Origin of the sequence: Saccharibacillus alkalitolerans (assembly GCF_011090185.1) — a bacterium.
Lineage (GTDB): Bacteria > Bacillota > Bacilli > Paenibacillales > Paenibacillaceae > Saccharibacillus > Saccharibacillus alkalitolerans.
On sequence record NZ_JAAFGS010000001.1, the window covers coordinates 356,748 to 380,124 of the forward strand.

Consider the following 23,377-nt stretch of genomic DNA (forward strand, 5'->3'; position numbering starts at 1 on the left):
GTGACTCTGGGCTTTTTTCGTTTCTGTCTTCGGTTTACGGGCTTGCGGTATACAGAGCTGCCGACTGCGGCGATTCGCCGGCTTCGTTGGACGCCGATACTTTGAACCAGGCCGTGAACGGAGCCTGGGCCGTATAGGCAAACGAAGCGGACGAAGTGCTGCCGATAGCGGTATAAGGACCGTCGGCCGTCGCGCTGTAATAAATCGTGTAAGAAGTGGCGCCTTCCGAAGCCGCCCAGCTGAGCTGGGCGCCGCCGGCCGAGGCGCTGGCTTGCAGCTGCCCTGGAGCTGCCGGCGGAGTAACCGCGGCAGTAGGCTTTTCTTCTTCGACCGGAGGCTTCGGCTTATCGGCTTCTTCGGTCGTGCCGCCTCCGATCTCGCCGATCGGCTGGCCTTGTTCTTCCTGATCCTGCTGCGGCTCCTCGGCTTCCGTAGGATCAGGTTTTTCGATGGATTCGTTCGGTACGACGATTCCTTCGACCGTTTGGCCTTCTTCCGCAGGCTTGGTTTCGGTTTTGGTTTCTGCAGAAGGGCGAGACGGGCTCGCCATGCCGACAATCCGGCTCGGTGCCGATTCCTTGCCCGCCACGTCGACGGCCGTCACGTAATGCGTCGCGGAGTTCGGCGACAGTCCGAACTGCAGGAACTCGCCGGTCCGAACCGTGCCCGCATATTGATAAGAACTTCCGCCGTCCCACGAAGTGTACAGGCGATAGCCGACTACGTCATTTTCCGGATTGGCCGTAAAGGCGATGGCCGTTCCCGAGTTGTTCATCCAGACGTTTACCGGAGCGGAAGGCGCATAACCGTCGTCCGTGCGCGGATCGACTTCCTTCGGCATGTCCACGCCCGCGTCCGCCGGGATATAGTAACTGAGCGGCTGCGCATTGCGCATCTTCGACAGGGCATTCTTCAATTCGATAATCAGTTGGTTGATCGGTTTTTCCCGATTGACGGTTACTTTTTCCAGCAGCATATCGTCCGGCGTCTCGGGATGCGGTACATAATTGACTCCGTTATACACGATATATTTCGCCTGGACAAGACCGTCGTCGTAGTCGGTCGGGACATATTTTTCGTTGAAAATGTCCGTCACGAGTTTGCCCGACTGAACCGTAAGTTCGGTCGGAAGCTTGCCGCTGAAGCCCGATACGGTCTTCGTGACGATGCCTTCCGGCTCCGCGAACGTTTTGGTCGGGAACAGCTCCGGCTTCAGCGCCGTCAGTTCGTTCATGATCGTGGCCCACAGCATCCGGGCACGTCCTTTGTCGTCGTTCATCGTATTGATCGGCTGGTTGTAGCCCGCCCACACGCCGAGCGTCAGATCGGGCGTATATCCCATAAACCAGACGTCCGCGTAATCCTGGGTCGAACCCGTCTTGCCGGCCACGGCAATCTGGCCGTACTGCTTGAACATCTGCGGGATGCTGCTGCCCCGGGTGCTGCCGGTACCGTCGCTGACGACGGTCTTCAGCATATCGGTCATCAAATAAGCCGTTTGCGCGGAAAAGACCCGGTTTGGCTTGAGCTGATGCTTGTAGACGATGTTGCCTTTGGAGTCGACGATCTTGTCGATCATGTACGTCTCGTTGAACTCGCCGCCGTTGCCGATCGCCGCATAAGCGCCGGTGAGTTCCTTGACGGTCACCCCTTGTTCCATCCCGCCGAGAACGCCGGTCTGTGCTTTGTAATCCGAGTCGGTGATTGTCGTAATGCCCAGATTTTTGGCGAAAGCCCAGGCTTTATCGATGCCGACTTTTTCGTTGAACAATTTGAGCGCGGGAATGTTGAGCGACTTATTGAGCGCGTAACGCGCCGTCACGAGTCCTTGATAATGATTGTTGGCATTTTTCGGAATATGGTAAGTCGATCCCGTCTGCAAAATGATCGGCGCGTCGTCGATGACGCCGGCCGGCTGGATCAGGCCGCTGTCGAGCGCCGGCAGGTAGGCCGCGATCGGCTTCATCGTGGAACCCGGCTGGCGCTTCATTTGCGTGGAAAGGTTCATTTCCAGCGTGCTGAAGCTGCGCCCTTCGATCATGCCGACGACCGCGCCCGTTTTCTGGTCGATCAGGCTGGCGGCAAGCTGCTGCGGCAGCCCATTGGGATCGGCGGCTCCGAAGTTGTCGGGGTTTTCCGCGATGCTGCGCATCGTTTTATAAATATCTTTGTCGATGGTCGTATAGACGCGGTATCCGCCGGTGAGCAGTACCTGGTTGGCGGTCTCGTAGGAGGAAGTTTCCTCGCCGGATGCCGAAGCGTCTCCGGAGCTCTGCAGCGTCATAATGATTTTGGTGGCTTCGCGCTCCACTTCCGCCATCAAATACGGATAAGTGGCGTATGCTTTCGGCGTTTGGCCCGCAAGCGAGTTCTGCAGGTCGAAATCAAGCGCTTCGTCGTATTCGCTTTGCGTGATTTTTCCGTCTTCCAGCATATTCGAAAGCACGCGATGCTGCCGGCTGACGGCATTCCGGAATCCCTTTTCGTTAAAATTGCCGGTGCTGTCGAATGCGGAATACGACGTCGGAAGCTGAGGGAGCCCCGCCAGGTAGGCGGACTGGGCCAAGTTCAGCTGCGAAGGGTCGCTGAGTCCGAAGATTCCTTTGGCCGCGGCTTTTATGCCGAACAGGTTGTAACCGGCCGAACCTTTCCCGAACGGCATTTTGTTCAAATAAGCCGTTACGATTTCTTCTTTGGAAAGGAACCGCTCCATCCGCAGAGACAGCAGGATTTCCTTGATTTTTCGGTCGTTCGTTTTGTCGAGACTCAAAAACATCCGGCGCGCGAGCTGCTGCGTCAGCGTACTGCCGCCGGTTTGCACGGGGTCGTTGAGCAGCTTTTGCTTGACTGCGCGAAGCGTGCCCTTTGTATCGATGCCCGGATGTTCGTAAAAGCTTTTGTCTTCGATCGAAACCAGCGCGTCGATGACGGTCTTCGGAATTTGGTCGTAACCGACGGGTCTTCGGTCTTCATCGGTCCGAAGTTGGCCGATCGGGGAATTGTCCCGGAAAAAAGCAAAGCCCGTGATCGCGTTCTCGTCGATGGCCTGCTCAATCGCCGCTCTCGAGCGGACAGGCTCATCTTTGAGAGTGGAGGTCATGTACCCCGCTGCCGCGCCTCCTCCGAAAAGAACGACCGCAAAGCCAAGAATGACGATCCATTTGAAAAAAGTCAGCGTTTTGCGGAAAAACGATCTTTTCTTGACGGAAGGGTTCGTTTCGGGCGTTTTGTTCTCATCTGCCATTAGCGTATCTTCCTCCTTATTGAACAGGGCTTATTATAGCATAAAAACAAGAAAAACAGCATAAGAAATGGGGAGGAGGGCTTGAGGGGGAGAAGAAGGCGAAGACCGGGACAACGGCGTCCATGCAAAAGAAACGGCATAAAAAATACCCGCAAGCTCTGCAGCTTGCGGGTATTCGTCGTGTTTCCGATTAACGGTTGTAGAATTCGACGATTTGTTTTTCGTCGATTTCTTGCGACAGTTCGGCACGCTCAGGCAAACGGATGTATTTGCCTTCCAGAGCCGCGTCGTTGTACTCGATGTAGCCCGGTACGTGAGCGCGGTTTTCCAGAGCTTCCTTGATCGAGGACAGACCGCGGCTTCTTTCGCGAAGACCGATCACGTCGCCGATGCTTACCGCGTAGGAAGCGATGTCGACCTTTTTGCCGTTAACCGTTACGTGGCCGTGAGCAACCAGCTGACGCGCGCCTGCGCGGGAGTTGGCGAAGCCCATACGGTACACGAGGTTGTCCAGACGGCTTTCCAGCAGGAACATGAAGTTCTCGCCGGCGATGCCTTGCATTTTTTGTGCTTTAGCAAACAGGGTACGGAATTGCTTTTCGCCCAGACCGTACATGTGGCGCAGCTTTTGCTTTTCTTGGAGCTGCATGCCGTAGTTGCTTTGTTTTCTGCGTTGGTTAGCGCCATGCTGACCCGGAGGGAAGTTGCGCTTGAGATCTTTGCCGTTACCGCTCAGGGAAATACCGAGGCGGCGGCTGAGTTTGAATTTAGGGCCTGTGTAACGTGCCATATTGGAAAAACTCCTTTGTCATGTGTAATGGCCGGGGAACCGTGTGCGCCGTGTTTTGTTTCGCGTACGCAGGCCGGAAACGTCATCCTTTATATAAGGAAGCAACGAATCAGCGTACTCATATCGGGAAAGTTCAGCCGCTGTCCCGATAGCAACAAAACGCGTGAGGGTGACGCACCGTTACACCCGGATACGTAGGTATCCGGCGTTCATACATCGTTAAATTTTATAGGATATTACCGTCTGCGTCAAGCGGTAGAACGAAAAAGAATCTATTGAACAAAATAAAAAGATCGTCTTGAGCCGAAAGGCCCATTAGCAAGGAGAAACAGTGAAAAATAGGATGCAAAAATGGTGCGAAAAGAGTAATATAGAAAGAAGGTATAGCGGATTACACACATAAGCCCGGCTTTTGCGCAGCTGCTGCGCAAAAAACCGGGCTTTACGATACGGCATTGTTTTCGGCAAAGGAGAGAAGTTATGTCCGAACACGCAGGGAAGAACCCGGTGGAAGAAATTCGGCGCGATGAAATCGGCGAAGCTCTGTTTCCCGTCATATCCCGCGGCGACGAGTCCTTCTGGATTCAGACCGTGGATATCGGCACGGCCGATTTTCCTTATATAGAGCCTTTGCTAAGAGAAAGCTTTGCCGAATGGCAGGAACAAAGCGGCGTCTCCTCGGCAGGCGCGGAATGGTTTCTGTTCAGCCATGACGGGGAAGCGGTGGCCGGCGATTCCGAGCTGATCCTCGGGCTCAACGAAGAAGCGGGACATGCGGGATGGATGGCTCTTGCCAGAAGGGAAGCGGTGCTGGTTCCGGCCGAAGGCCATGAAGGCGGGTATATGCGGACGCGCGCCACGCTGGCGGTTCCGGTATTTACCCGCAGCGGAGGAGACGTCTTTGCCGTGCTGGGCTGCTCCGTGCCGGCGGGAGAAGCCGGCGGCATGCTGAAGCTCGTCGAAATGGGAGGAGCTCATTTCCGAACCTGCTTCTATCAAAAGCTGGAGTATTCGTTCATTTACGACACGCTGTATACCCGGCAGGCCGGCAGTTCGGCTCTGAACGGCGACTCGGCGCTGTTCCGGATGGTACGGAGGCTGTACGACAAGTTCGACGTCGAGGGCGTGCTCGAGGAACTGCTGCGCATCGTGCTCGTGCTGCATCCGTCGGCGCGCTGCCAGCTGCTCATGACCCAGGATTACCAGAGTTCGAATCCGCAGCTCAAAGTGTTTTTGCTCGACCAGCGCAAAGAGGACGTTTGTACGACGGCTTTCATGAGGGGCAGCGTGGAAGTCGCGGGAATTCCGTCGCCGGAATTCCCGGAGCGAATCGAGGCGGCGCTGCCTCTTGCCGGGCATCAGGGCGTGTACGGCGTGTTCCACTTCATGCTCGACCTGCCCCCCGAACGGTTCGATACGCGGCTGCTCGGCATGATCGCGGATACGGCCGGCAAGGCGTTCGAGAATGCCAAGCTGTACGAGCAGTCGAATCTGCTGATCCGCGAACTGCTGCTGATCAACGAATTGACCAAGCGTCTCAACCAGAATTTGCAGCTCAGCGACGTGTTTTCCTTTGCGATTCAGGAACTGGTCGGCATTTTTCGGGCGGAATTTTGCTGCATCGTAAAAGACAACCCGGCGGAACATCGTTTCGACGTCATGGCCTGCAGCCTGCAGGAGTTGGAAGGGACTTCGTTCAGCCGCGATTACGGATACAGCGGCATCGTACTCCGGACGCAGGAACCGATTATCGTGTCGGATTATTTGGAATCGCCCGTACCGTCCCGGTTTATGGAGCTTGGAGAAGCCCGTTCGATGATCGCGGCTCCGCTGATCTCGAACGGCAAGACGATGGGAGCCGTGCTGCTGGCCCAGCGCGAACACCATTATTTCTCTTACGAAAACTTCAAGCTGCTGCAGATGCTTTCGACGCATCTCGGCTTGGCCATCGGCAACGCCACGCTGCACGCGGAGCTGCAGCGCATGGCCAACCGGGACGCGCTGACCGGCCTGCACGTGCGCCGCTATCTGGACGAACGCATACACGGGCATCAGCTCGAAGGTTCGAAAGGTTCCCTGCTCGTGATCGACATCGACCGCTTCAAGCAGGTGAACGATACGTACGGCCACCAAATCGGCGATTCCATTTTGCAGCAGGTCAGCGGCATCGTAAGCGGATCGATCCGCACGACCGACGTGTCCGCGCGCTGGGGAGGCGAAGAGCTCGCCGTGTATTTCCCGGAAACGACGCTGGATGAGGCGCTGCTCGTAGCCGAGCGAATCCGCAGTCTGGTCGAGGAGGAGACGCGGCCTTCCGTCACCGTATCGTGCGGCGTTGCGGAATGGTCGAAAGACGATTCCACCATCAGCGTCGAATCGCTGTTTTACCGGGCGGACATGGCCCTGTACCAAGCCAAGCACAGCGGCCGCAACCGGATTCGGACGGCGGTCGCCGATTGAACGCCCGGTTTCGCGGCGACGCTCCGAACGGCCATGCGCCGGGCGGGGCGTTTTTTTGCGCGTACGGCCCAGGGACGGCAATGACTTCAAGCGGGGGAAGTGCTACAATGGTAAAGCCATCGGCGGCGGCATTTTGCCGACCGCCGTTCAATTCAAGCGGGCAGCCGGCGCTGCCGGCACCCGAACAGCGGGAGGAACAGACAGCATGCGTGATCCAAGAGTACAGAAATTGGCCAAGACGCTGGCGGGTTATTCCGTCAACGTACAGCCCGGCGAAAATATTCTCGTCGAAATGATCGGACCCGAGCGCGATCTTCTTCAGGCGGTCGTGGAAGAAATTTCCGCTCTGGGCGGCAATCCGTTCGTGCAGCTGACCGATAAAATGGTGCAGCGCACGCTGCTGATGAACGCGACGGAAGAGATGATCCGCACCTGGGCGGAAACCGATCTGAACCGGATGAAGCAGATGCAGGGATACATCGGCATCCGCTCGGGCGAAAACGTCAACGAGCTGGCCGACGTTCCGGAAGACAAGATGAAAATGTACAATGCGCTCTACAACCATCCGGTACATAGCGAACAGCGCGTGAAGCGCACGAAATGGGTCGTGCTGCGCTACCCGAGCCCGAGCATGGCCCAACTGGCGAACATGAGCACGCAGGCGTTCGAAGACTTTTACTTCGACGTATGCAACCTCGATTACGCCAAAATGGACCGCGCTCAGGACGCTCTTCAGGCGCTGATGAACAAGACCGAAAAAGTCCGCATCGTCGGGCCGGGAACGGACCTCTCGTTCTCGATCAAAGGTATTCCGGCGATCAAGTGCTCCGGTACGGCCAATATTCCGGACGGCGAAGTATATACCGCGCCGGTGCGCGATTCCGTCAACGGCACGATCGCTTACAATGCGGCCAGCGTGTACAACGGCATCACGTTCGAGAACGTAACGTTCCGTTTCGAAAGCGGAAAAATCGTCGAAGCGACCGCCAACGACACGGAAAAGCTTAACAAAATTCTCGATTCCGACGAAGGCGCGCGCCACATCGGCGAATTCGCGATCGGCTTCAATCCGTACATCCTGACGCCGATGAAAGACACGCTGTTCGACGAAAAAATCGCCGGCAGCCTGCATTTCACGCCGGGCCAGGCTTACGAGATCGCCGACAACGGCAACCGCTCTTCGATTCACTGGGATCTCGTGCTGATTCAGCGTCCGGAATACGGCGGCGGCGAAATTTACTTCGACGACGTACTGATCCGCAAGGACGGAATTTTTGTCGTCCCTGAGCTGGAATGCCTCAATCCGGAAAATTTGAAATAAAGCAAAAAGTTTCAGAAACGCGGAAAACGGTTGATAAGAAAGCGGATACAAGTTATCATGGAACATGTGAGCACCGGTTGTCATTTTGAGACTCAGACGGAGGGATAATAATGGCTAAAAACAATGCGGCGGTTGTCGAAATCGCTCAAACCGCATCCCGCTACTCTTCTTCGATCGTCCTGCAGGCCGAAAACAAGTATATCGACGTGAAAAGCATTCTGGGCCTGTTCACGACTCTCGTGAGCAGCCAGCAGTACGAGCTGCACGTGATCGGACCGGACGCCGAAGACGCGAAAGCGGCCATGGTCGAAGTGTTCGAAAAACACGGCCTGAACGTCGTCATCGCGCCGGAGTAAGCAGAGGCACGGATTCAAACCAGGCACCGCCCGTTGCAAACGGAGGCGGTGCCTTTCTTATGTTCGTTTACGTTTTGTTAGCCGGTTCTTGTATTAGCCTTTGAATTCGTCTAATATTAGGTTAGAAACGCCGGCCACACTTTCGGGCATAGGGGGGAGAAAATATGACTTCATCTGACGTGCAAGAGCAGTTCCAAATCAAGGCAGCCAATCTTCTTCAGGAAGATGCAGATAAAATCGAGAAGTTGATTGAAGTACAGATGGAGAATCTGGCGACCCGCTACTGTCCTCTCTATGAGGAAGTGCTGGATACGCAAATGTACGGATTTTCCAGGCAGGTCGATTTCGCGATCCGGGCGGGCCTTATCGGCGAGTCGGAAGGCAAGCAGATCGTGAGCAAGCTGGAACGCAATTTGGCGGTTCTCTACGAAGCCCTGAACAATAAGGAGTAGCGGGTTTCCGCCCCTTCTGTCGGACTTCAACATAACAAAAAGCGCGCACGGAGCTCTCTCCGTACGCGCTTTTTTTTGTTCGCAGGCCTTTCCGGTCGATCGATCGGCATCCCGCTTGGCATCTTTAGTGAACCATGAAGAACGAGACGCCGAGGATGATGTACACCGCGATAAGCAGCAGTCCTTCGTACCAGTTCGTCTCGCCGTCCTGAATAATCGACTTGGCGACGAAGACCGACACGGCAATGGCGACAATCTCGATCGTCGAAAAGACGATGTCCATCGTGCCGCTAAGACCGCCCATGAAGAAGCTGACGAAAATCAGTACCGGAGCGACGAAGAGCGAGATCTGCAGGCTGCTGCCGACGGCGATCTCGACGGACGCGCCGATCTTGTTCTTCATGGCCAGCATGATCGCGGCGCTGTGTTCGGCTGCATTGCCGACGATCGCGACCACGAAGGCGCCGACGAACAGCTCGCTGAGGCCGAACTGAGTCGTGAACGTCTCCAGCGTGCCGACCAGCCATTCGCTGACGAAGGCGACCATGACGGTGGCGATCACGAGATACAGGATGGAGCGTCCTTTCGACCAGGTCGGAGCATGGTCGTCTTCGCCGTCGTGGGCAGCCGGAGCGGAAGGCGTTCCCGCCCCGTTCGCCGGAAGGCCGCTGCCGACCGCTGCGGCCGCCGCAGGAGATGCCGGCGGATCGGCCAGATAATCTTTGTGCGTGATCATCGAGAACAACAGCCAGGCGATGTAAGCGATGATCAGAATGCCGGCAACGATCAAGCTCAGCGTATCGATCTGCAGGCCTTCGATCGAATGCGTATTCAGGAACACCGCGGGAACGAACAGAGCGATGACCGCGACGATCATCAGCGAGCCGTTCATGCCGGCAAGCGGCACGTTGAAGCGCTGCACTTTGAACTTCAATCCGCCGGCGAACAAGCTTAATCCCAACACCAGCAGCAGGTTGCCGATGATCGAACCGGTCAAGCTTGCCTTAACCATGTCGAACAGTCCTTCTTTGACGAGCATGATGGCGATGATCAGCTCGGCGGCGTTGCCGAACGTGGCGTTCAGGAAGCCGCCCAGCCGCTGTCCGGCATAGTGGGCGACGCTCTCCGTGGCGCGTCCGAGGAAGCCGGCCACGAAGATGACCGAGATGGCCGACAGCACGAACTCGAGCGTCGGGTTCCAATGCAGCAGATGCCCGGCCGCGCTGAGCGCGAACGTGACGATCAGCAGGATGGGAGAAAGCATTTTTTTCATGAATCAGGCCTCCGTAACGGTGTCGTCTTGCTTGTTATGTAAAAATGAAAATAACAAGTCCACTTCAAATATACGACACTTTCTTGGCGGATGAAACGATTTGGGAAAGGCGAAACGAAAAAAAGCAAAATCGTCATTTGCGCTGCAAGGGGGTTAGCCCTTAAACTAGAAGTATGAAGTAAGGAGGGATGGTCATGTCCGAACAAGTGCAACTGGACAATGGAAATGTTCGAATCGCCAACGATGTGGTAGCCAAAATAGCGGGAATGGCCGCGCTCGAAACGCCGGGAATCGCTGCGATGTCCGGCGGTCTGTCGGAAGGCTGGGCCAAGCGTCTGAGCGGGAAAAACGTGCAAAAAGGCGTGACCGTCGAAGTCGGCCAGCTGGAGACGGCGATCGACCTGCGCATTATCGTGCTGTACGAGACGCCGATTCACGAAGTCTGCCGCATGCTGCAGCAGAACGTTCGCGAAGCGGTGGAGAATATGACCGGTCTGAAAGTGATCGAAGTGAACGTCAAAGTCGAAGGCGTCGCTTTCAAAGACGACATTTCGATCGAAGAACCGTCCCGCATCCGTTAAGGAAATGGGAACGGCAGAGCCGGCATGCGCATGAGCGGCATCAAAAAAAGGTTCTCCCAAGACAGCCGGGGGAACCTTTTTGTTTGACCGCGATTTGAACGAGAAGCTGCCCGATCGGGGCAAGCCCGGCTTATCCGTTATCGCGAACGGTAGAGCGCGGGCCGGCGTTCCGGTACCGTCACGGTCTCCGTCGTCTGCCCTTTTACGGACGGGGCCGCTTTTTTGGAGTCGCGCGAAATGCTGAGCAGAATGCCCATGCTGAACAGGGTGATCAGCAGGGACGTGCCGCCGTGGCTGATAAACGGAAGCGTGACGCCGGTCAGCGGAATCGTATTGCTGACCCCGCCGATGTTGACGAAGGCCTGGATGCCGATCAGTCCCACGATTCCGACTCCGGTCAGCGTCCCGAAAATGTCCGGGCAGCGCAGGGAAATGAGCAGTCCTCTCCACAGGAAGTAGAGATAGAGCAGCAGGAACGCCGCGGTGCCGATAAAGCCGAACTCTTCGCCGATGATCGCGAAAATGAAGTCGTTATGCGGGTTGGACAGGTAGGACAGCTTCTGTACGCTCTGTCCGTAGCCCGCGCCGGTCGCGCCGCCTTCGCCGATGGCGATCAGCGAGTTGAGCAGGTTCTGGGTCGAGCCTTTCGGATCGGCGAACGGGTTGAGATAAGCCTGAATCCGGTCCGCTTTGTAGCTCGAGCTTGCGATGGCTTCGTCGGGAGTCTTCGGAGTCAAAAGTTCTTTGGCGCCGAAAAATAAGCCGAGCACGACGCCTACGATCAGAATCGAACCCAGAATATGCTTCAAGCTCGCCCCGCCGGCATAAATGACGAGCAGGCAGGCCGAAACGAGAATCATGCACGAGCCGAAGTCCGGTTGGAGCATGACAAGCCCCGCAATGACCCCGACGATAACGATAACCGGCATGAAGCCCGATCGCAGGTCGCGGAACCGCTCGCCTTTTTTCGATATCAGGGCGGCCAGGTACAGGATCGTGCTGATTTTCGCCAATTCGGTCGGCTGGAAGCTGACCGGGCCGAGACTGATCCAGCTGTGCGCGCCGTTAACCGGCTTCATGAACAGCACGACGATCAGCATGATGAAAGTGAAGAAAAACATCGGGATAAACAATTTTTTGTAGCGTTTGTACGGAATGCTCATGGCGATCAGCATCACGATAACGCCGAGCACCGCATATTGAAGCTGGGGCAGGGCGAAATAGAGCGGATCGTTTTTGAATTTGCTGCCAAGGAGGGTGAAGCTGGAACTTGCGCTGAACACCATCAGCAGGCCGAAGCCGGTCAGGATCAGCGTCAAGATCAGCAGTTGAAAATCGGGCGGCGCCTTCGGCGTCCCGGCTTTCGTTTTCACGCCGTTCCCGCCCGTCTGATTGGTTCTATTCGTTCTCATTGTGCTCATGTAAGTTCAATCCTTCGGCGGACGCTGCGGAAGCGCCGTTTATGTGTAAAGACTCATGCAGTGGGCAGGGACGACATTCCTTATGGTTCCTTATCCGGCATGCTCAAACTTCATCTTTCATCATAGTCGCTTTGAAAGAGCCGTGCAAGACCTGTCATAACGGTGGGCGGCGCTTTTGTTTTTTGCTACAATGGCGGAAAGGCGCGAGAAGCAAGCTGTCGTATTTTCATAACCCGGCAGGCCGCGGGCCAAACGGAAAGGACCTGAAATCATGAACGAAACGATAGAACGCGGATTCGAAGAGATGGTGGAGTGGCGCAGATATTTGCACCGCAATCCGGAGTTGTCTTATCAAGAGAAAGAAACGTCCGCCTTCGTCGCGGGGAAGCTGGAGAGCTTCGGGATCGAAGTGCGGCGCAATGTCGGCGGATACGGACTGATCGGCACGGTAAAAGGGAGTCTTCCGGGACGTACCGTGGCGCTGCGCGCGGATATGGACGCGCTGCCGATCGCCGAGGAGAGCGGAGCGGAATACGCGTCGCTGCGCGAAGGCGTCATGCATGCCTGCGGCCATGACGGGCATACGGCGGCGCTGCTCGGCGCCGCGCGTTACTTCGCGGAGAAGCGGGAGAGGCTGCGCGGAGAAGTGCGGCTGCTGTTCCAGGCTTCGGAAGAGGTATGCCCGGGCGGGGCGATGCCGCTGATCGAGAACGGCGCGCTCGAAGGGGTCGACGCGGTGTACGGGGTGCATCTCTGGACGCCGATGCCCGCCGGTACGGCGGCATCCGTCGCCGGGCCGATGATGGCTTCGACCGACGAGTTTTTTATCGATATTGCCGGACGGGGCGGACACGGAGGCATGCCGCACGAAACGGTAGACAGCATCGTCGCGGCATCCGCGCTGGTCATGCAGCTTCAAACGGTTGTCAGCCGCTCCGTCGATCCCCTTAAGCCTGCCGTCGTCAGCATCGGCACGATCAACGGGGGATTCGCGCAAAACGTGGTGGCCGAAAAAACCCGGATCACCGGCACGGTACGGACGTTCGACGAGGATACGCGCCTGCTGATCCGCGGACGGATCGAAGACATGAGCCTCCGGATTGCCGAAAGTTACGGAGCTTCGGCTTCGGTGGAGTATCTGGTGGGATACCCGGCGCTCGTGAACGACGCTTCCGAGACGGAACGATTTTTCCGCGTGGCGCCGGCGGCGCTGCCCGGATTCAGAATCGAAACGGCGAAGCCGCTGATGCCCGCCGAAGACTTCGCTTATTATTTGCGGGAAAAGCCCGGCTGCTTCATGCTCGTGGGAGCGGGTAATTCCGAAAAAGGGTTCGTTCATCCGCATCATCATCCACGGTTCGATTTCGACGAATCGGCGATGAAGGCTGCGGCGTCCTTATTAATCGCCATGGCGGAATCCGTATTCGAAGAGGAAATTTGACTCAGAAGTCAGGTTTCCTTGCCTGCCGATGGAAGCTCTTCTATCTTCCCCTATTCTGTTAAAGGCTTACATCCTGAGCGGCGTTGTGCTATGATAGTCATACCTGCCCGGTCCGGGTGGGACCGGGTAGAGTTCCAGCATAGAAGCGGGATGACACAATGAGCGTATCGGAGATTGAAACAGTCGACATGGCCCGCGTGCTCATGAGCGCATACGAATTGGGCGATATGATCAACGGTTCTGTCGAAGTTGCGAATTATTTATATTGGCGCGAGCGGATGCAGGAGCATCCGGAAGTGCGGCGTCTTATCGTCAAGTTGAACGCCAAGAGAGAACTGTTTGAGGAAACGCAGCGTTTCGGACATTTTCACCCGAATTATCACGCGGCAAAAGAAGAAGTCGAGCTCGTGGAGCGGGAAATGGAACAGATCGAAGCCGTGGCCCGTTTCAAAGCGGCAGAGAAAGCGCTCGACGACCTGCTCTTTGAAATGTCGGAGACGATCGCTTATTCGGTCTCTTCGAGCATCAAGGTACCGGGCAACGATCCGCTGCCGAAGAAAGGCTGCGGAAGCGGAGGTTCCTGCGGCTGCGGTTAAGCCGCGGGCCGGTCATTACAGAAAGAAGGTGCGAGCATCATGGTTCCGGAACGTATAGGCTATATTGTATGGGTGAACGACCTGAAAGCGGCACGGAATTTGGAGAAGTACGGAACGCTTCATTACGTATCGCGCCGGATGCACTACGCCGTCGTCTACCTGAACGCCGATCGGGCGGAGGAGACGGCGAAACATATGCGCAGGCTGTCCTATGTACGCAAGATCGAAAGATCGCATCGGACGGAGCTGAAGACGGATTACGGCAGCAAGTTCCCGGAAGAAGTTTCGGCTGAACTTCCGGATTCCGAAGCGCTGTCCGGCTAACGGAATCGGCAGATGCCAGCAGAAGAAGCGGCCCAATTCGGGCCGCTTCTTCTGCACCATAGCCTTATAAAAACGGCTTTTTTTGAATCGCTTGTATAAGTTAGAGGCATGTTGTAATATATTGGGTATATATACATAGATATAAAGACCTAAAATGGACCAAGTCGAGTCTCTGGAGAGTGATAAACGGTGCGGGATAAGGCGACGGAACGATGGAGCACTTACGAACCTTTTTTCATCGCTCTCGGTGACAAAAAGGTGGCAGACATCGTCATTACGAATCATGCCAAAAGCCGCTACGGCGATCGGATTGAAAGCGGACAAAAAGATGCGGAGGAGATTGCGTCCTGGTTGTGGGAATGTCTGCAGGCCAAGCGAATCGTTTCGTACTACCGCAAGGAAGAAGACGTTTATCTGATTGACGACGATATCGTCATGGTGGCGGAATTCGGCGAGCTGACCGGTCCTTATCCGGTCGAAGGCGGACCGCTGCATAAGATGATCGTCGTGACCTTCCTCGGCAAAATGTCGGAAACCATCGAGCTGCGCGATTTGAAATCGTATTACTCGTGGCTTCGGCACTCGCGGAGAATGACGCTGATGAAAAACGGACGCAAAAAAAAGTAGCGGTCAACACAGGGATCCGGCGCGCCGAAGCACAAGGGCGGCGTACCGGACAGCAGCTTTCGGGCTTCGCCGTGCCGTACCTGGGCGTACGGCATAACGGATCGAATCCAATCGAATAGGGAAGCCCTGGCATGGAAATTTTATTTTTCATGCTTTTTTTTGTGAGGAGGAATAAAAATGGCACTTAATTTTCACCAACTGCATATCTTCCATACGGTTGCCGAAAAAGGGAGCTTTTCCGCTGCTGCGGCGGCCATGCACATGACCCAGCCTGCGGTAACGATGCAGGTGCAGGCGCTGGAAGAGCATTTCGGCACCAAACTGTTGAACCGTTCGACGAAGAGAATCGAACTGACGGAATCCGGCCGCATGCTCCTGCCGTTCGCGCGGCGCAGCATCGAGCTTTTGCGCGAGACGGATACGGAGATGTCCCGTTTTACGCATAAGCTGGAAGGCCGGCTGCAGTTCGGCGCCAGCAACACGATCGGCGAATATGTTCTGCCTCCGCTGCTCGTCCCGTTCGGCCGCCGGCATCCGAACACCTCGATTTCGCTCAAGGTGATGAACACGACGCAGATTGTGGAGGAAATTGCCCGGCATACGCTGAATTTCGGCCTTGTCGAGGCGCCCGTGGCGCATCCGGATATGGTCAGCGAAACGGTCATGCAGGACGAACTGCGCCTGATCGTTCCCGGCGGACATCCGCTCGCGGCACGGGAATCGGTGACGCTGGAAGAGGCTTCCGCGTATCCGTTCGTGCTGCGCGAAGAAGGGTCCGGTACGCGTCAGGTGATGGAAGACGAATGGAAAGCGAAAGGGATGGACCCGCGCAGCCTGCAAACGGTGATGGAGCTCGGAAGTACGGGGGCCGTCAAGTCCGCCGTGGAAGCGGGCCTGGGCGTGACCATGCTGTCGCCTTCTTCGGTCAAGCACGAACTGGCGCTCGGACTGCTGCATGCCGTCCCGATCCGGGATGCGTCGTTCAAGCGGCAGTTTTATTCGGTTCGCCTTCGATCGACGCTGCTTCCGATCGCGGCCGTAGCCTTTTTGAATTTTTTGCGGGATCGGCAGCTGACGGACGAGGAGGAATAACATGGAAAGCATGATAAACGGCAAAGAAAAGGCAGCTTTGTACGATTTGCATATGCACAGCACGTCTTCCGACGGGATGAATACCTCTGCGGAACTGGTGCGGCTGGCGGCAGAACGGGGGCTGGCGGGCGTTGCGCTGACCGACCACGATACCGTCGCCGGGGTGAGCGAAGCGGCGGCGGAAGCCGGGAAAGCGGGATTGGACTTCGTACCCGGCGTAGAGATCAGCACACGGGCGGGAGGCAAAGACATCCATGTGCTCGGTTACTTCGTCGATCCGTCGGACAAGCGGTTTCTGGAGCGGTTGGCCGGCCTGCGCGACGTTCGCGATCGGCGCAACGATCTCATTTTGGGAAAACTGAGGGAACTCGGCGTGGATATTACGCTTGAAGAGGTTAAGGACCGCGGCGGCCGCCCGCTCGCTCCCGGAGAGAGCGTAGGCCGGCCTCATATGGCGGACGTGCTGGTGCGCAAAGGTTACGCGGCCGACCTGCGCGATGCTTTCGATAAGTATTTGGCCGAAGGGGCGGCCGCTTACGTCTCTCCGCCGCGAATCTCTCCGTCCGAAGCGGCCGACTGGATCCGCGAAGCGGGCGGCGTTCCGGTGCTGGCTCATCCCGGCCTGTACGGGGACGACGAACTGGTCCGGACGGTGCTGAGCGAAGCGAAGCCTGCCGGCATCGAGGTCCGTCACCCGGATCACGGGCCCGAAGACGAGGAACGCTACCGGAAGCTGGCCGCGGAATACGGACTGCTGACGACGGCCGGTTCGGATTATCACGGAGTCCGGCAGGGGAAAGTGTTCCACGGCGAGCTGGGCGGTTATACGGTAGGCGCTGCTGCGGTAGAGAGGCTTCGGAACTTGGGGATGCAGGGGAAACGCCAGCTCGAATAAGGCATGAATCGCAAAAAAAGCGTATCCGCCCAAATGGCGAATACGCTTTTTGTCTGATCAGTTAACTATCGAAGCCTGCAAAAAAAGATGCTGCACTTTCTGCGGTTAACCGTTTTTGACCGTGTTCGGCAGCGATTTGATCAGATCTTCGTCGGGCGTCACGAACAGCGTTTTCTGATGATCGTAGATGACGAAGCCCGGTTTGGAACCGCTCGGCTTGCGGACATGGCGGATCTGGGTCGTATCGACCGGCACGCTGCTGGAATGTTTGGCCTGGCTGAAGTAAGCGGCGAGCTGGGCGGCTTCGTTCAGCGTGGCTTCGCCGTATTCCCCGCTTCGGATCACGACGTGCGAACCCGGGATGTCTTTCGTATGCAGCCAGGTGTCGCTGGAGTGGGCCAACCGGTTCGTGATGAACTCGTTTTGCAGATTGTTTTTGCCGACGTAGATTTCGATGCCTTCCGACGAGGTGTACAGGTGCAGGGTCGGCTTGTCGTTCTTTTTCTTCTTTTTGCCTCCGCGTGAAGCCCGGTTGCGCACATATCCCTGTTCGGCCAGCTCCGCGCGGATCTCGTCGACGTCGCGCAGCGAAGCGTCGTTCAACTGCTGGAGCAGATTGTCCATATAAGCGATTTCTTCGTGCGTTTTTTTGATCTGCTCGTCGATGACGGCGAGACTGTTTTTGTATTTGTTGTACTTTTTGAAATAGCGCTGGGCGTTGTCCGACGGATTCAGCAGCGGATCGAGCTGAACTTTGACCGGGCGCTGTTCTTCGTCGTAGAAGTTGACCAGCTCGATCTCCTTCATGCCTCTTTGCAGCTCGTGCAGCGAAGCGAACAGCAGCTCGCCGTAAATGCGGTACTGCTCCGCGTCCTGTGCTTCTTCCAGGTCCTTGTCCAGGTGATCGAGCTTTTTGACGTTCTTGCTGCGCTCGTTCTGCAGGAACTTGATCAGGTCGCCGACTTTTTGCTTGACCGTGTCGCGGTCGGCTTTGTCTCCATAATAATGTTCCATGCAAAGGCTGATGGAGTCGAACCGGCGAAGCTCGTCCGCGATCAGCGTCAGCGGCATGGCGGAAAAGACGAGTTTGCCTTTCGCGTTCAAGCCGCTGGTCGGAGCGAAGCGGCCTTCGCGAACGTCGCTCATCAGAGCGTCGAACGCCGCCCATACCGCGTCGATTCCGGCTTCCGGCTCCGACGCTCCGGCTGCCGCGCGGTGCAGAATTTCCTGGGCGATCAGCGGACTGAGCCCGGTATAGGCGTCGACGATCCGGTTGACGGGAGGCTCCACGATATTTTCGTTCCATTTTTGCTTGAACTGCTCTTCGGTCGTTTCCAGCGGATTCAGCTTGTGCTGCTGCGGAGGCTCCTGGTATTGGAAGCCCGGCATGACGACGCGATAGCTGCTGATCGCGGGCGTGACATGATGGATGCCGTCCAGGATCGCGCCCGTCGCGGCGTCGAGCAGAATAATATTGCTGTGGCGTCCCATCAGCTCGACGACGAGTTTTTTGAGCGACACGTCGCCGACCTCGTCGCGTTGCCGGATCCAAAAATGCAAAATGCGCTCCATGCCGACCTGCTCGATCTTTTCGATGACTCCGCCTTCGCAGTGTTTGCGCAGCAGCATGCAGAACATCGGCGCCTCCGGCGGGTTCATGTAAGACTGCTCCGTAAACTGGATTCGCGGATAAGTCAGGCTGGCGGAAAGGAGCAGCTTGCGGTTGCCTTCGCGGGAGCGGATCTGGAATACGATGTCGCTGTCCGACGGTTGGTGCACTTTGCCGATGCGCGCGCCCTGCAGGGAAGCCAGCTCGGCGGATATTGCGCGTGTGACGATTCCGTCCAATGCCATCTATTACGACCTTCTTTCTGTCTGACCGGAACGTCCCAAGGCTGCTGGCGCGCAAAAACACAAAGTTTCGCGCAGAAAATCAATAGCATTCGCGCTCCGGTTCGGGTATCTTAGTTAATGTAGCTTTCGCGGAAAAATCCGCTGCCGGACGCCGCCGCGGGCGGAGTCCGGAAACGGGCACGGTATGATCTATATTGAGCGAAACGGGGCCTTTCGTCAACTTTTCGCGGCATGATGCCGCGGCGGAACGTCCCGTCTCGAACACGATAAGGAGTGGAAAGAACGTTATGGAATTCACGAAAATGCACGGATTGGGCAACGACTTTGTGATCGTGTACGGAGAAAAGGAACTGCCGGCGAATGCCGCCGAGCTCGCGATCAAAGTATGCGACCGCTTTTTCGGCGTAGGGGCGGACGGCCTCGTCTACATTCTTCCGTCGGAAAAGGCGGACTTCATGATGCGCATCATGAACTCGGACGGTTCGGAAGCGGAGCAGTGCGGCAACGCGATCCGCTGCGTCGCCAAATACGTCTACGACCATAAGCTCGCGCAGAGCGAGAACCTCACGATCGAGACGATCGGCGCCGGCGTGCAGCCGCTGACGATCCGCGCGGAGAACGGGGCCGCCGCGACGGTGCGCGTGGATATGGGAGCCCCGATCCTCGAAGGCGCGAAAATTCCGGTGGCCGTGGACGGCGAGCCGGTCGTCGACCAGCCGATCGAAGCGCTCGGCGAGACGTTCCGCTTCACGGCCGTCTCGATGGGCAACCCGCACTGCGTCATCTACGTCGACGACGCCGTGAATTTCGATCTCGCCAAGTGGGGAGCGGTCCTGGAGAAGCATCCGCTTTTCCCGAAAAAAGTCAACGTGGAGTTCGCCACCGTGAACAGCCGCGAACAGATCGACATGCGCGTATGGGAACGCGGCGCGGGCCCGACGCTCGCCTGCGGAACGGGAGCCTGCGCGACGCTCGTATCGTCCGTGCTGAATGGGCGCAGCGGCCGCGAAGCGACCGTGTCGCTGAAAGGCGGCGACCTGTTCATCGAATGGAGCGAGGCCGACAATCACGTCTATATGACGGGGCCGGCGGCGTTCGTTTATACGGGCAAACTGGCCGAGTAAAGGCGGCCGGACCATCCGAGCAAGCCGCAGAAACGCGGAGCAGCCGCTTTCGTTTGTCACGGGCGCGTGGGGAACGGGGGCGGAGCCGCGGATCTGCGGCTTTTGCGCGTTCCGGGAAAGCGGCGGCGCGGACGCCGCGCGCAAAGCCGAAACGCCGCCTCCCGTTGAAGGGAAGGCGGCGAGTCATTACGGAATTCCGGCAGCCGGGGAGCGGCCGACTTTACAGGTCGAGCGGCCGAAGATTGGCTTCGATCTCGGCGCGGCGCGGCTCCAGGAACGACGGGAGACCGAGCTTTTCGCCCAGCGATTCGATCGGTTCGTCGATATCGAATCCCGGCGTGTCGGTCGACAGCTCGAACAGGATGCCGTTCGGTTCGCGGAAATACAGCGCGCGGAAGTAATCCCGGTCGACCCGTCCGGAGTTCGGAAGGCCGCTCGCCGCGATGCGGTCGATCCATTTGCCGTATTCTTCTTCGTTCGGAATGCGGAATGCGACATGATGGGCGCCGCCGCGTCCCAAACGGAATTTAGGCAGGTCGGGACGCGCTTCGAGATGCACTTCCGCGCCCGAACCGCCTTCGCCCGTCGCGAACACTTCGATCTCGGCAAAATCGCCCGCGGGAGACGGATAAGTCCCGATTTTTCGGAATCCCATCAGCTGCGTGAGCACGAGCGCGGTCGGCTTCGGATCGGCGACGGTCAGCGTGACCGGGCCCAGGCCCACGACGGCGTGCTCGAGCGGAATGCCTTCGGCAGTCCACGGCTGTCCCGGCGCGACGCCGGCTTCTCCGTTGTCCGCGGCCAAAATCAGCTGAGTCCCTTCGAAATCTTCGAAGAACAGCGTGTCCCGCCCGGCCCGGCTGACAATTTCCCCGCGTTTGACGCCGAACGAATCGAAACGGCCGGCCCAAAAGTTCAGCGACTCGGTCGTCGGCACGCGCAGCGAAGTGGAGGAAATGCTGGAAACTCCTGGATAGGAAGGACCGATTCCCGGGTAATCAAAATACGTGACCTCGGTGCCCGGGCTGGCGACGGCGTCTCCGTAAAAGAGATGGTAGGAAGTCGTATTGTCCTGGTTGACGGATTTTTTGACCAGACGCATGCCGAGCACGCGGGTGAAGAAATCGAAATTCTTTTCGGCTCTGCCGGTCATCAGCGAAACGTGGTGCTGTCCGAGTAATTTCATAAAAGGTCATCTCCTTAAAAGGAATGGAATTGAAGAGGCGAAGACAAAATAGAATGGTGAAAATAATTGAGCTGCTTTATTAATTTCAGTATATATCTTTGGTTCAAGATATGCAAGAGCGGAACGTGAATTCGCAAACAGGCGCTGTCCCTCTTGTTTCAACGTGCATAATCCATTAAAATAGGGTAACGGATGTGATGACGATGTCTTTCAGCATGACCGGTTACGGTCACTCCGCCATGCAGCATGGCGGATACAAAATTCAATTTGAAGTTAAATCCGTCAATCATCGCTACTGTGAAGTCGTACTTCGGATGCCCCGGGAATGGAACAGCTTCGAGGAAGGTCTCCGGCGGCTCGTGCAGCAGCATGTCAAGCGCGGACGGATTGACGTATACGTCACCAGAGAGAGCGAGTCGTCCGGGAGCTCGATGACGCTGAACCGCGCGGCGGCCGAGTCGTATATCCGGGCCGCGCGCGAATTGGAAGAACTTTTCGGAATCGACGGACGGCTCGGAGCGGCGGAACTGTTGGCGCTTCCGGACGTGATGCTTCCCTCGGACGCGCCGCTTCCGGCCGCGGAAGAGACGGACTGGGAAACGGTGCTGCGGGAAGGCTTGTCGCAGGCGCTCGGCGAGCTGGTGTCGATGCGAAGCTCGGAAGGACGGCATCTGACCCGCGACTGCGGGCAGAGGCTCGCGAATTTGACGTCCGCCCACGCGGAGCTTCTCCGGCTTGCGCCGGGGGTGGTCGAAGATTACCGCGCCAAGCTTCGGCAGAGGCTTAGCGAACTCCAGGACGGCAGTTTCGCGCTGGACGAGCAGCGGCTGAGCATGGAAGTCGCGCTCTTCGCGGACCGCTGCAGCATCGACGAGGAACTGGCGAGGCTCGGCAGCCATTTCGAGCAGTGCTCGGCGCTGCTCGCAAGCGACGAACCCAAAGGACGCAAGCTGGACTTTTTGATTCAGGAAATGAACAGAGAGGTCAATACGATCGGCTCGAAGGCGAACCATCTGGCGCTCGGAGGCCATGTCGTCGAGATGAAGGCGGAGCTTGAAAAAATGCGGGAACAGGCCGCCAATCTCGAATAACGGCCGGGCGCCCGGCCCGACTTACAGAAAGAGGACCAATTAATAGGGGGAAAACCTGGACATGGCAATCAAGCTCATCAATATCGGCTTCGGGAACATTGTATCGGCCAACCGAATCATTTCCATCGTAAGCCCGGAATCCGCACCCATCAAGCGGATCATTCAGGAAGCGCGGGACAGGCATATGCTTATCGACGCGACCTACGGCCGCAGAACGCGCGCCGTCATCATTACCGACAGCGATCATGTCATTTTGTCCGCGGTGCAGCCGGAGACGGTCGCTCACCGTCTGTCGACCAAAGACGACGATAACGACGAATAAATGGAGAGAACTATGTCTAAAGGGTTATTGATTGTATTGTCCGGACCGTCGGGAGTCGGAAAAGGAACCGTATGCAGCGCGCTGCGCAAAAGATTGCCGGGACTCGTGTACTCGGTGTCGGCAACGACCCGCGCTCCCCGCGCGGGCGAGCAGCACGGCGTCAATTATTTTTTCAAAAGCCAGGAAGAGTTTCGCGAGATGATCGCGGACAATCAGCTGCTGGAGTACGCGCAGTACGTGGACAACTTCTACGGCACCCCGCGCGATTTCGTCGAACAGACGATCGAGGCGGGCAACGACATCATTTTGGAAATCGAAGTGCAGGGCGCGCTCAAGGTGAAGGAGACTTTTCCGGACGGCGTGTTTATTTTCCTCACCCCGCCTTCGCTCGAAGAATTGAAGGACCGCATCGTCGGCCGCGGCACGGAAACGGAATCGGTCATCCACAACCGCATGTCCGTAGCCGAAGAAGAGATTGCGCTGATGCGCCATTACGACTACGCCGTAGTCAACGACGAAGTGGACAAGGCCTGCATGCGGATCGAATCGATCATCGTGGCGGAGCACTGCCGCATCGCGAAGTAAGCCGATTATTTTCACACAGATTGCCGGAGAAACCGGACCAATCCCTTCGGACCGAAGCAAGAAGGCCGGACGGGGCATACAGAGAGGACGATAAACAATGCTGTATCCTTCCATCGACAAAATCATGACCAAAGTGGACAGTAAATATTCCCTGGTCGTAGCGGCCAGCAGACGGGCCAGACAGCTGCGCGAAGGTTCGGAATCCGAACTCCCGCGCCCGAAATCGCACAAGCAGGTCGGCGTGGCGCTCGAAGAAATCTACGGCGACTACATCAAGCTGGAAGCCCGCGACGAGAACGAAGTGGTCGAAGAACAAAAAGGCAAACGGAATCTGTAAGATTC

The 23,377-nt window shown here is 57.1% G+C and carries 22 protein-coding genes; 16 read left to right on the forward strand and 6 right to left on the reverse strand.

The features are described from left to right. Window positions 1–34: 34 nt before the first annotated feature. Entirely contained in the window at window positions 35–3,244 is a 3,210-nt protein-coding gene (locus tag GYN08_RS01530) for a penicillin-binding protein 1A (RefSeq protein ID WP_166271840.1), read from the reverse strand. 190 nt (window positions 3,245–3,434) lie between these two features. Next, window positions 3,435–4,034, reverse strand: a complete 600-nt coding sequence (gene rpsD, locus GYN08_RS01535) for a 30S ribosomal protein S4 (RefSeq protein WP_166271842.1) — start codon at window positions 4,032–4,034, stop codon at window positions 3,435–3,437. Window positions 4,035–4,514: 480 nt separating this feature from the next. Between rpsD and GYN08_RS01540 the strand changes: the two genes are divergently transcribed. The 4 genes from GYN08_RS01540 to GYN08_RS01555 all read left to right on the forward strand — a co-directional run bounded on the left by GYN08_RS01540 (window position 4,515) and on the right by GYN08_RS01555 (window position 8,623). Continuing rightward, window positions 4,515–6,494, forward strand: coding sequence for a sensor domain-containing diguanylate cyclase (locus GYN08_RS01540; protein ID WP_166271844.1), 1,980 nt, complete (start codon window positions 4,515–4,517; stop codon window positions 6,492–6,494). Window positions 6,495–6,699: 205 nt separating this feature from the next. Continuing rightward, window positions 6,700–7,815 (forward strand): aminopeptidase, encoded by a 1,116-nt coding sequence (locus tag GYN08_RS01545; protein WP_166271846.1) that lies wholly within the window; start codon window positions 6,700–6,702, stop codon window positions 7,813–7,815. A 110-nt stretch (window positions 7,816–7,925) separates the two neighbouring features. Next, a complete protein-coding gene (locus tag GYN08_RS01550; protein ID WP_087796825.1) occupies window positions 7,926–8,171 on the forward strand; it encodes an HPr family phosphocarrier protein in 246 nt (81 codons plus the stop codon). A gap of 164 nt (window positions 8,172–8,335) precedes the next feature. Further along, window positions 8,336–8,623: a YlaN family protein gene (locus GYN08_RS01555; protein WP_166271848.1), complete on the forward strand. Its 288-nt coding sequence runs from the start codon at window positions 8,336–8,338 to the stop codon at window positions 8,621–8,623. 124 nt (window positions 8,624–8,747) lie between these two features. Here GYN08_RS01555 and cax read toward each other — a convergent pair whose 3' ends face one another. Further along, window positions 8,748–9,896 carry a calcium/proton exchanger gene (cax, locus tag GYN08_RS01560; protein ID WP_166271850.1) on the reverse strand — a complete coding sequence of 383 codons (1,149 nt, stop codon included), beginning with the start codon at window positions 9,894–9,896 and terminating at the stop codon, window positions 8,748–8,750. Between the two features lie 194 nt (window positions 9,897–10,090). Between cax and GYN08_RS01565 the strand changes: the two genes are divergently transcribed. Continuing rightward, entirely contained in the window at window positions 10,091–10,477 is a 387-nt protein-coding gene (locus GYN08_RS01565; protein ID WP_018975574.1) for an Asp23/Gls24 family envelope stress response protein, read from the forward strand. Window positions 10,478–10,614: 137 nt separating this feature from the next. Here GYN08_RS01565 and ftsW read toward each other — a convergent pair whose 3' ends face one another. Continuing rightward, window positions 10,615–11,898, reverse strand: coding sequence for a putative lipid II flippase FtsW (gene ftsW, locus GYN08_RS01570; RefSeq protein ID WP_166271852.1), 1,284 nt, complete (start codon window positions 11,896–11,898; stop codon window positions 10,615–10,617). Between the two features lie 271 nt (window positions 11,899–12,169). On the opposite strand from ftsW, the gene GYN08_RS01575 reads away from it, so the two are divergent. The 6 genes from GYN08_RS01575 to GYN08_RS01600 all read left to right on the forward strand — a co-directional run bounded on the left by GYN08_RS01575 (window position 12,170) and on the right by GYN08_RS01600 (window position 16,873). After that, window positions 12,170–13,339 (forward strand): M20 family metallopeptidase, encoded by a 1,170-nt coding sequence (locus GYN08_RS01575; RefSeq protein WP_166271854.1) that lies wholly within the window; start codon window positions 12,170–12,172, stop codon window positions 13,337–13,339. Window positions 13,340–13,497: 158 nt separating this feature from the next. Continuing rightward, a complete protein-coding gene (locus tag GYN08_RS01580) occupies window positions 13,498–13,935 on the forward strand; it encodes a YlbF family regulator (RefSeq protein WP_166271856.1) in 438 nt (145 codons plus the stop codon). 39 nt (window positions 13,936–13,974) lie between these two features. Continuing rightward, window positions 13,975–14,259 (forward strand): YlbG family protein, encoded by a 285-nt coding sequence (locus tag GYN08_RS01585; protein WP_166271858.1) that lies wholly within the window; start codon window positions 13,975–13,977, stop codon window positions 14,257–14,259. Window positions 14,260–14,448: 189 nt separating this feature from the next. Further along, on the forward strand, window positions 14,449–14,886 hold the full coding sequence (locus GYN08_RS01590; protein WP_166271860.1) for a hypothetical protein: 438 nt from the start codon (window positions 14,449–14,451) through the stop codon (window positions 14,884–14,886). A 177-nt stretch (window positions 14,887–15,063) separates the two neighbouring features. After that, window positions 15,064–15,978 carry a LysR family transcriptional regulator gene (locus GYN08_RS01595; RefSeq protein WP_166271862.1) on the forward strand — a complete coding sequence of 305 codons (915 nt, stop codon included), beginning with the start codon at window positions 15,064–15,066 and terminating at the stop codon, window positions 15,976–15,978. A 1-nt stretch (window position 15,979) separates the two neighbouring features. Next, window positions 15,980–16,873, forward strand: coding sequence for a PHP domain-containing protein (locus GYN08_RS01600; RefSeq protein WP_235945690.1), 894 nt, complete (start codon window positions 15,980–15,982; stop codon window positions 16,871–16,873). 105 nt (window positions 16,874–16,978) lie between these two features. On the opposite strand, the gene GYN08_RS01605 is transcribed toward GYN08_RS01600, so the two are convergent. Beyond that, window positions 16,979–18,727 carry an Rqc2 family fibronectin-binding protein gene (locus tag GYN08_RS01605; RefSeq protein WP_166271864.1) on the reverse strand — a complete coding sequence of 583 codons (1,749 nt, stop codon included), beginning with the start codon at window positions 18,725–18,727 and terminating at the stop codon, window positions 16,979–16,981. Between the two features lie 287 nt (window positions 18,728–19,014). On the opposite strand from GYN08_RS01605, the gene dapF reads away from it, so the two are divergent. Further along, window positions 19,015–19,851, forward strand: a complete 837-nt coding sequence (dapF, locus tag GYN08_RS01610) for a diaminopimelate epimerase (protein ID WP_166271866.1) — start codon at window positions 19,015–19,017, stop codon at window positions 19,849–19,851. 220 nt (window positions 19,852–20,071) lie between these two features. Here dapF and GYN08_RS01615 read toward each other — a convergent pair whose 3' ends face one another. Then, window positions 20,072–21,037, reverse strand: coding sequence for a ring-cleaving dioxygenase (locus tag GYN08_RS01615; RefSeq protein ID WP_166271868.1), 966 nt, complete (start codon window positions 21,035–21,037; stop codon window positions 20,072–20,074). A gap of 203 nt (window positions 21,038–21,240) precedes the next feature. On the opposite strand from GYN08_RS01615, the gene GYN08_RS01620 reads away from it, so the two are divergent. The 4 genes from GYN08_RS01620 (at window position 21,241) to rpoZ (ending at window position 23,372) form a co-directional block, all read left to right on the forward strand. Then, a complete protein-coding gene (locus tag GYN08_RS01620; RefSeq protein WP_166271870.1) occupies window positions 21,241–22,128 on the forward strand; it encodes a YicC/YloC family endoribonuclease in 888 nt (295 codons plus the stop codon). 61 nt (window positions 22,129–22,189) lie between these two features. Beyond that, window positions 22,190–22,450, forward strand: a complete 261-nt coding sequence (remA, locus tag GYN08_RS01625; RefSeq protein WP_005548256.1) for an extracellular matrix/biofilm regulator RemA — start codon at window positions 22,190–22,192, stop codon at window positions 22,448–22,450. Between the two features lie 12 nt (window positions 22,451–22,462). After that, window positions 22,463–23,035, forward strand: a complete 573-nt coding sequence (gmk, locus tag GYN08_RS01630; protein ID WP_166271872.1) for a guanylate kinase — start codon at window positions 22,463–22,465, stop codon at window positions 23,033–23,035. A 97-nt stretch (window positions 23,036–23,132) separates the two neighbouring features. Then, window positions 23,133–23,372: a DNA-directed RNA polymerase subunit omega gene (gene rpoZ / locus GYN08_RS01635; protein ID WP_166271874.1), complete on the forward strand. Its 240-nt coding sequence runs from the start codon at window positions 23,133–23,135 to the stop codon at window positions 23,370–23,372. Window positions 23,373–23,377: the final 5 nt, after the last annotated feature.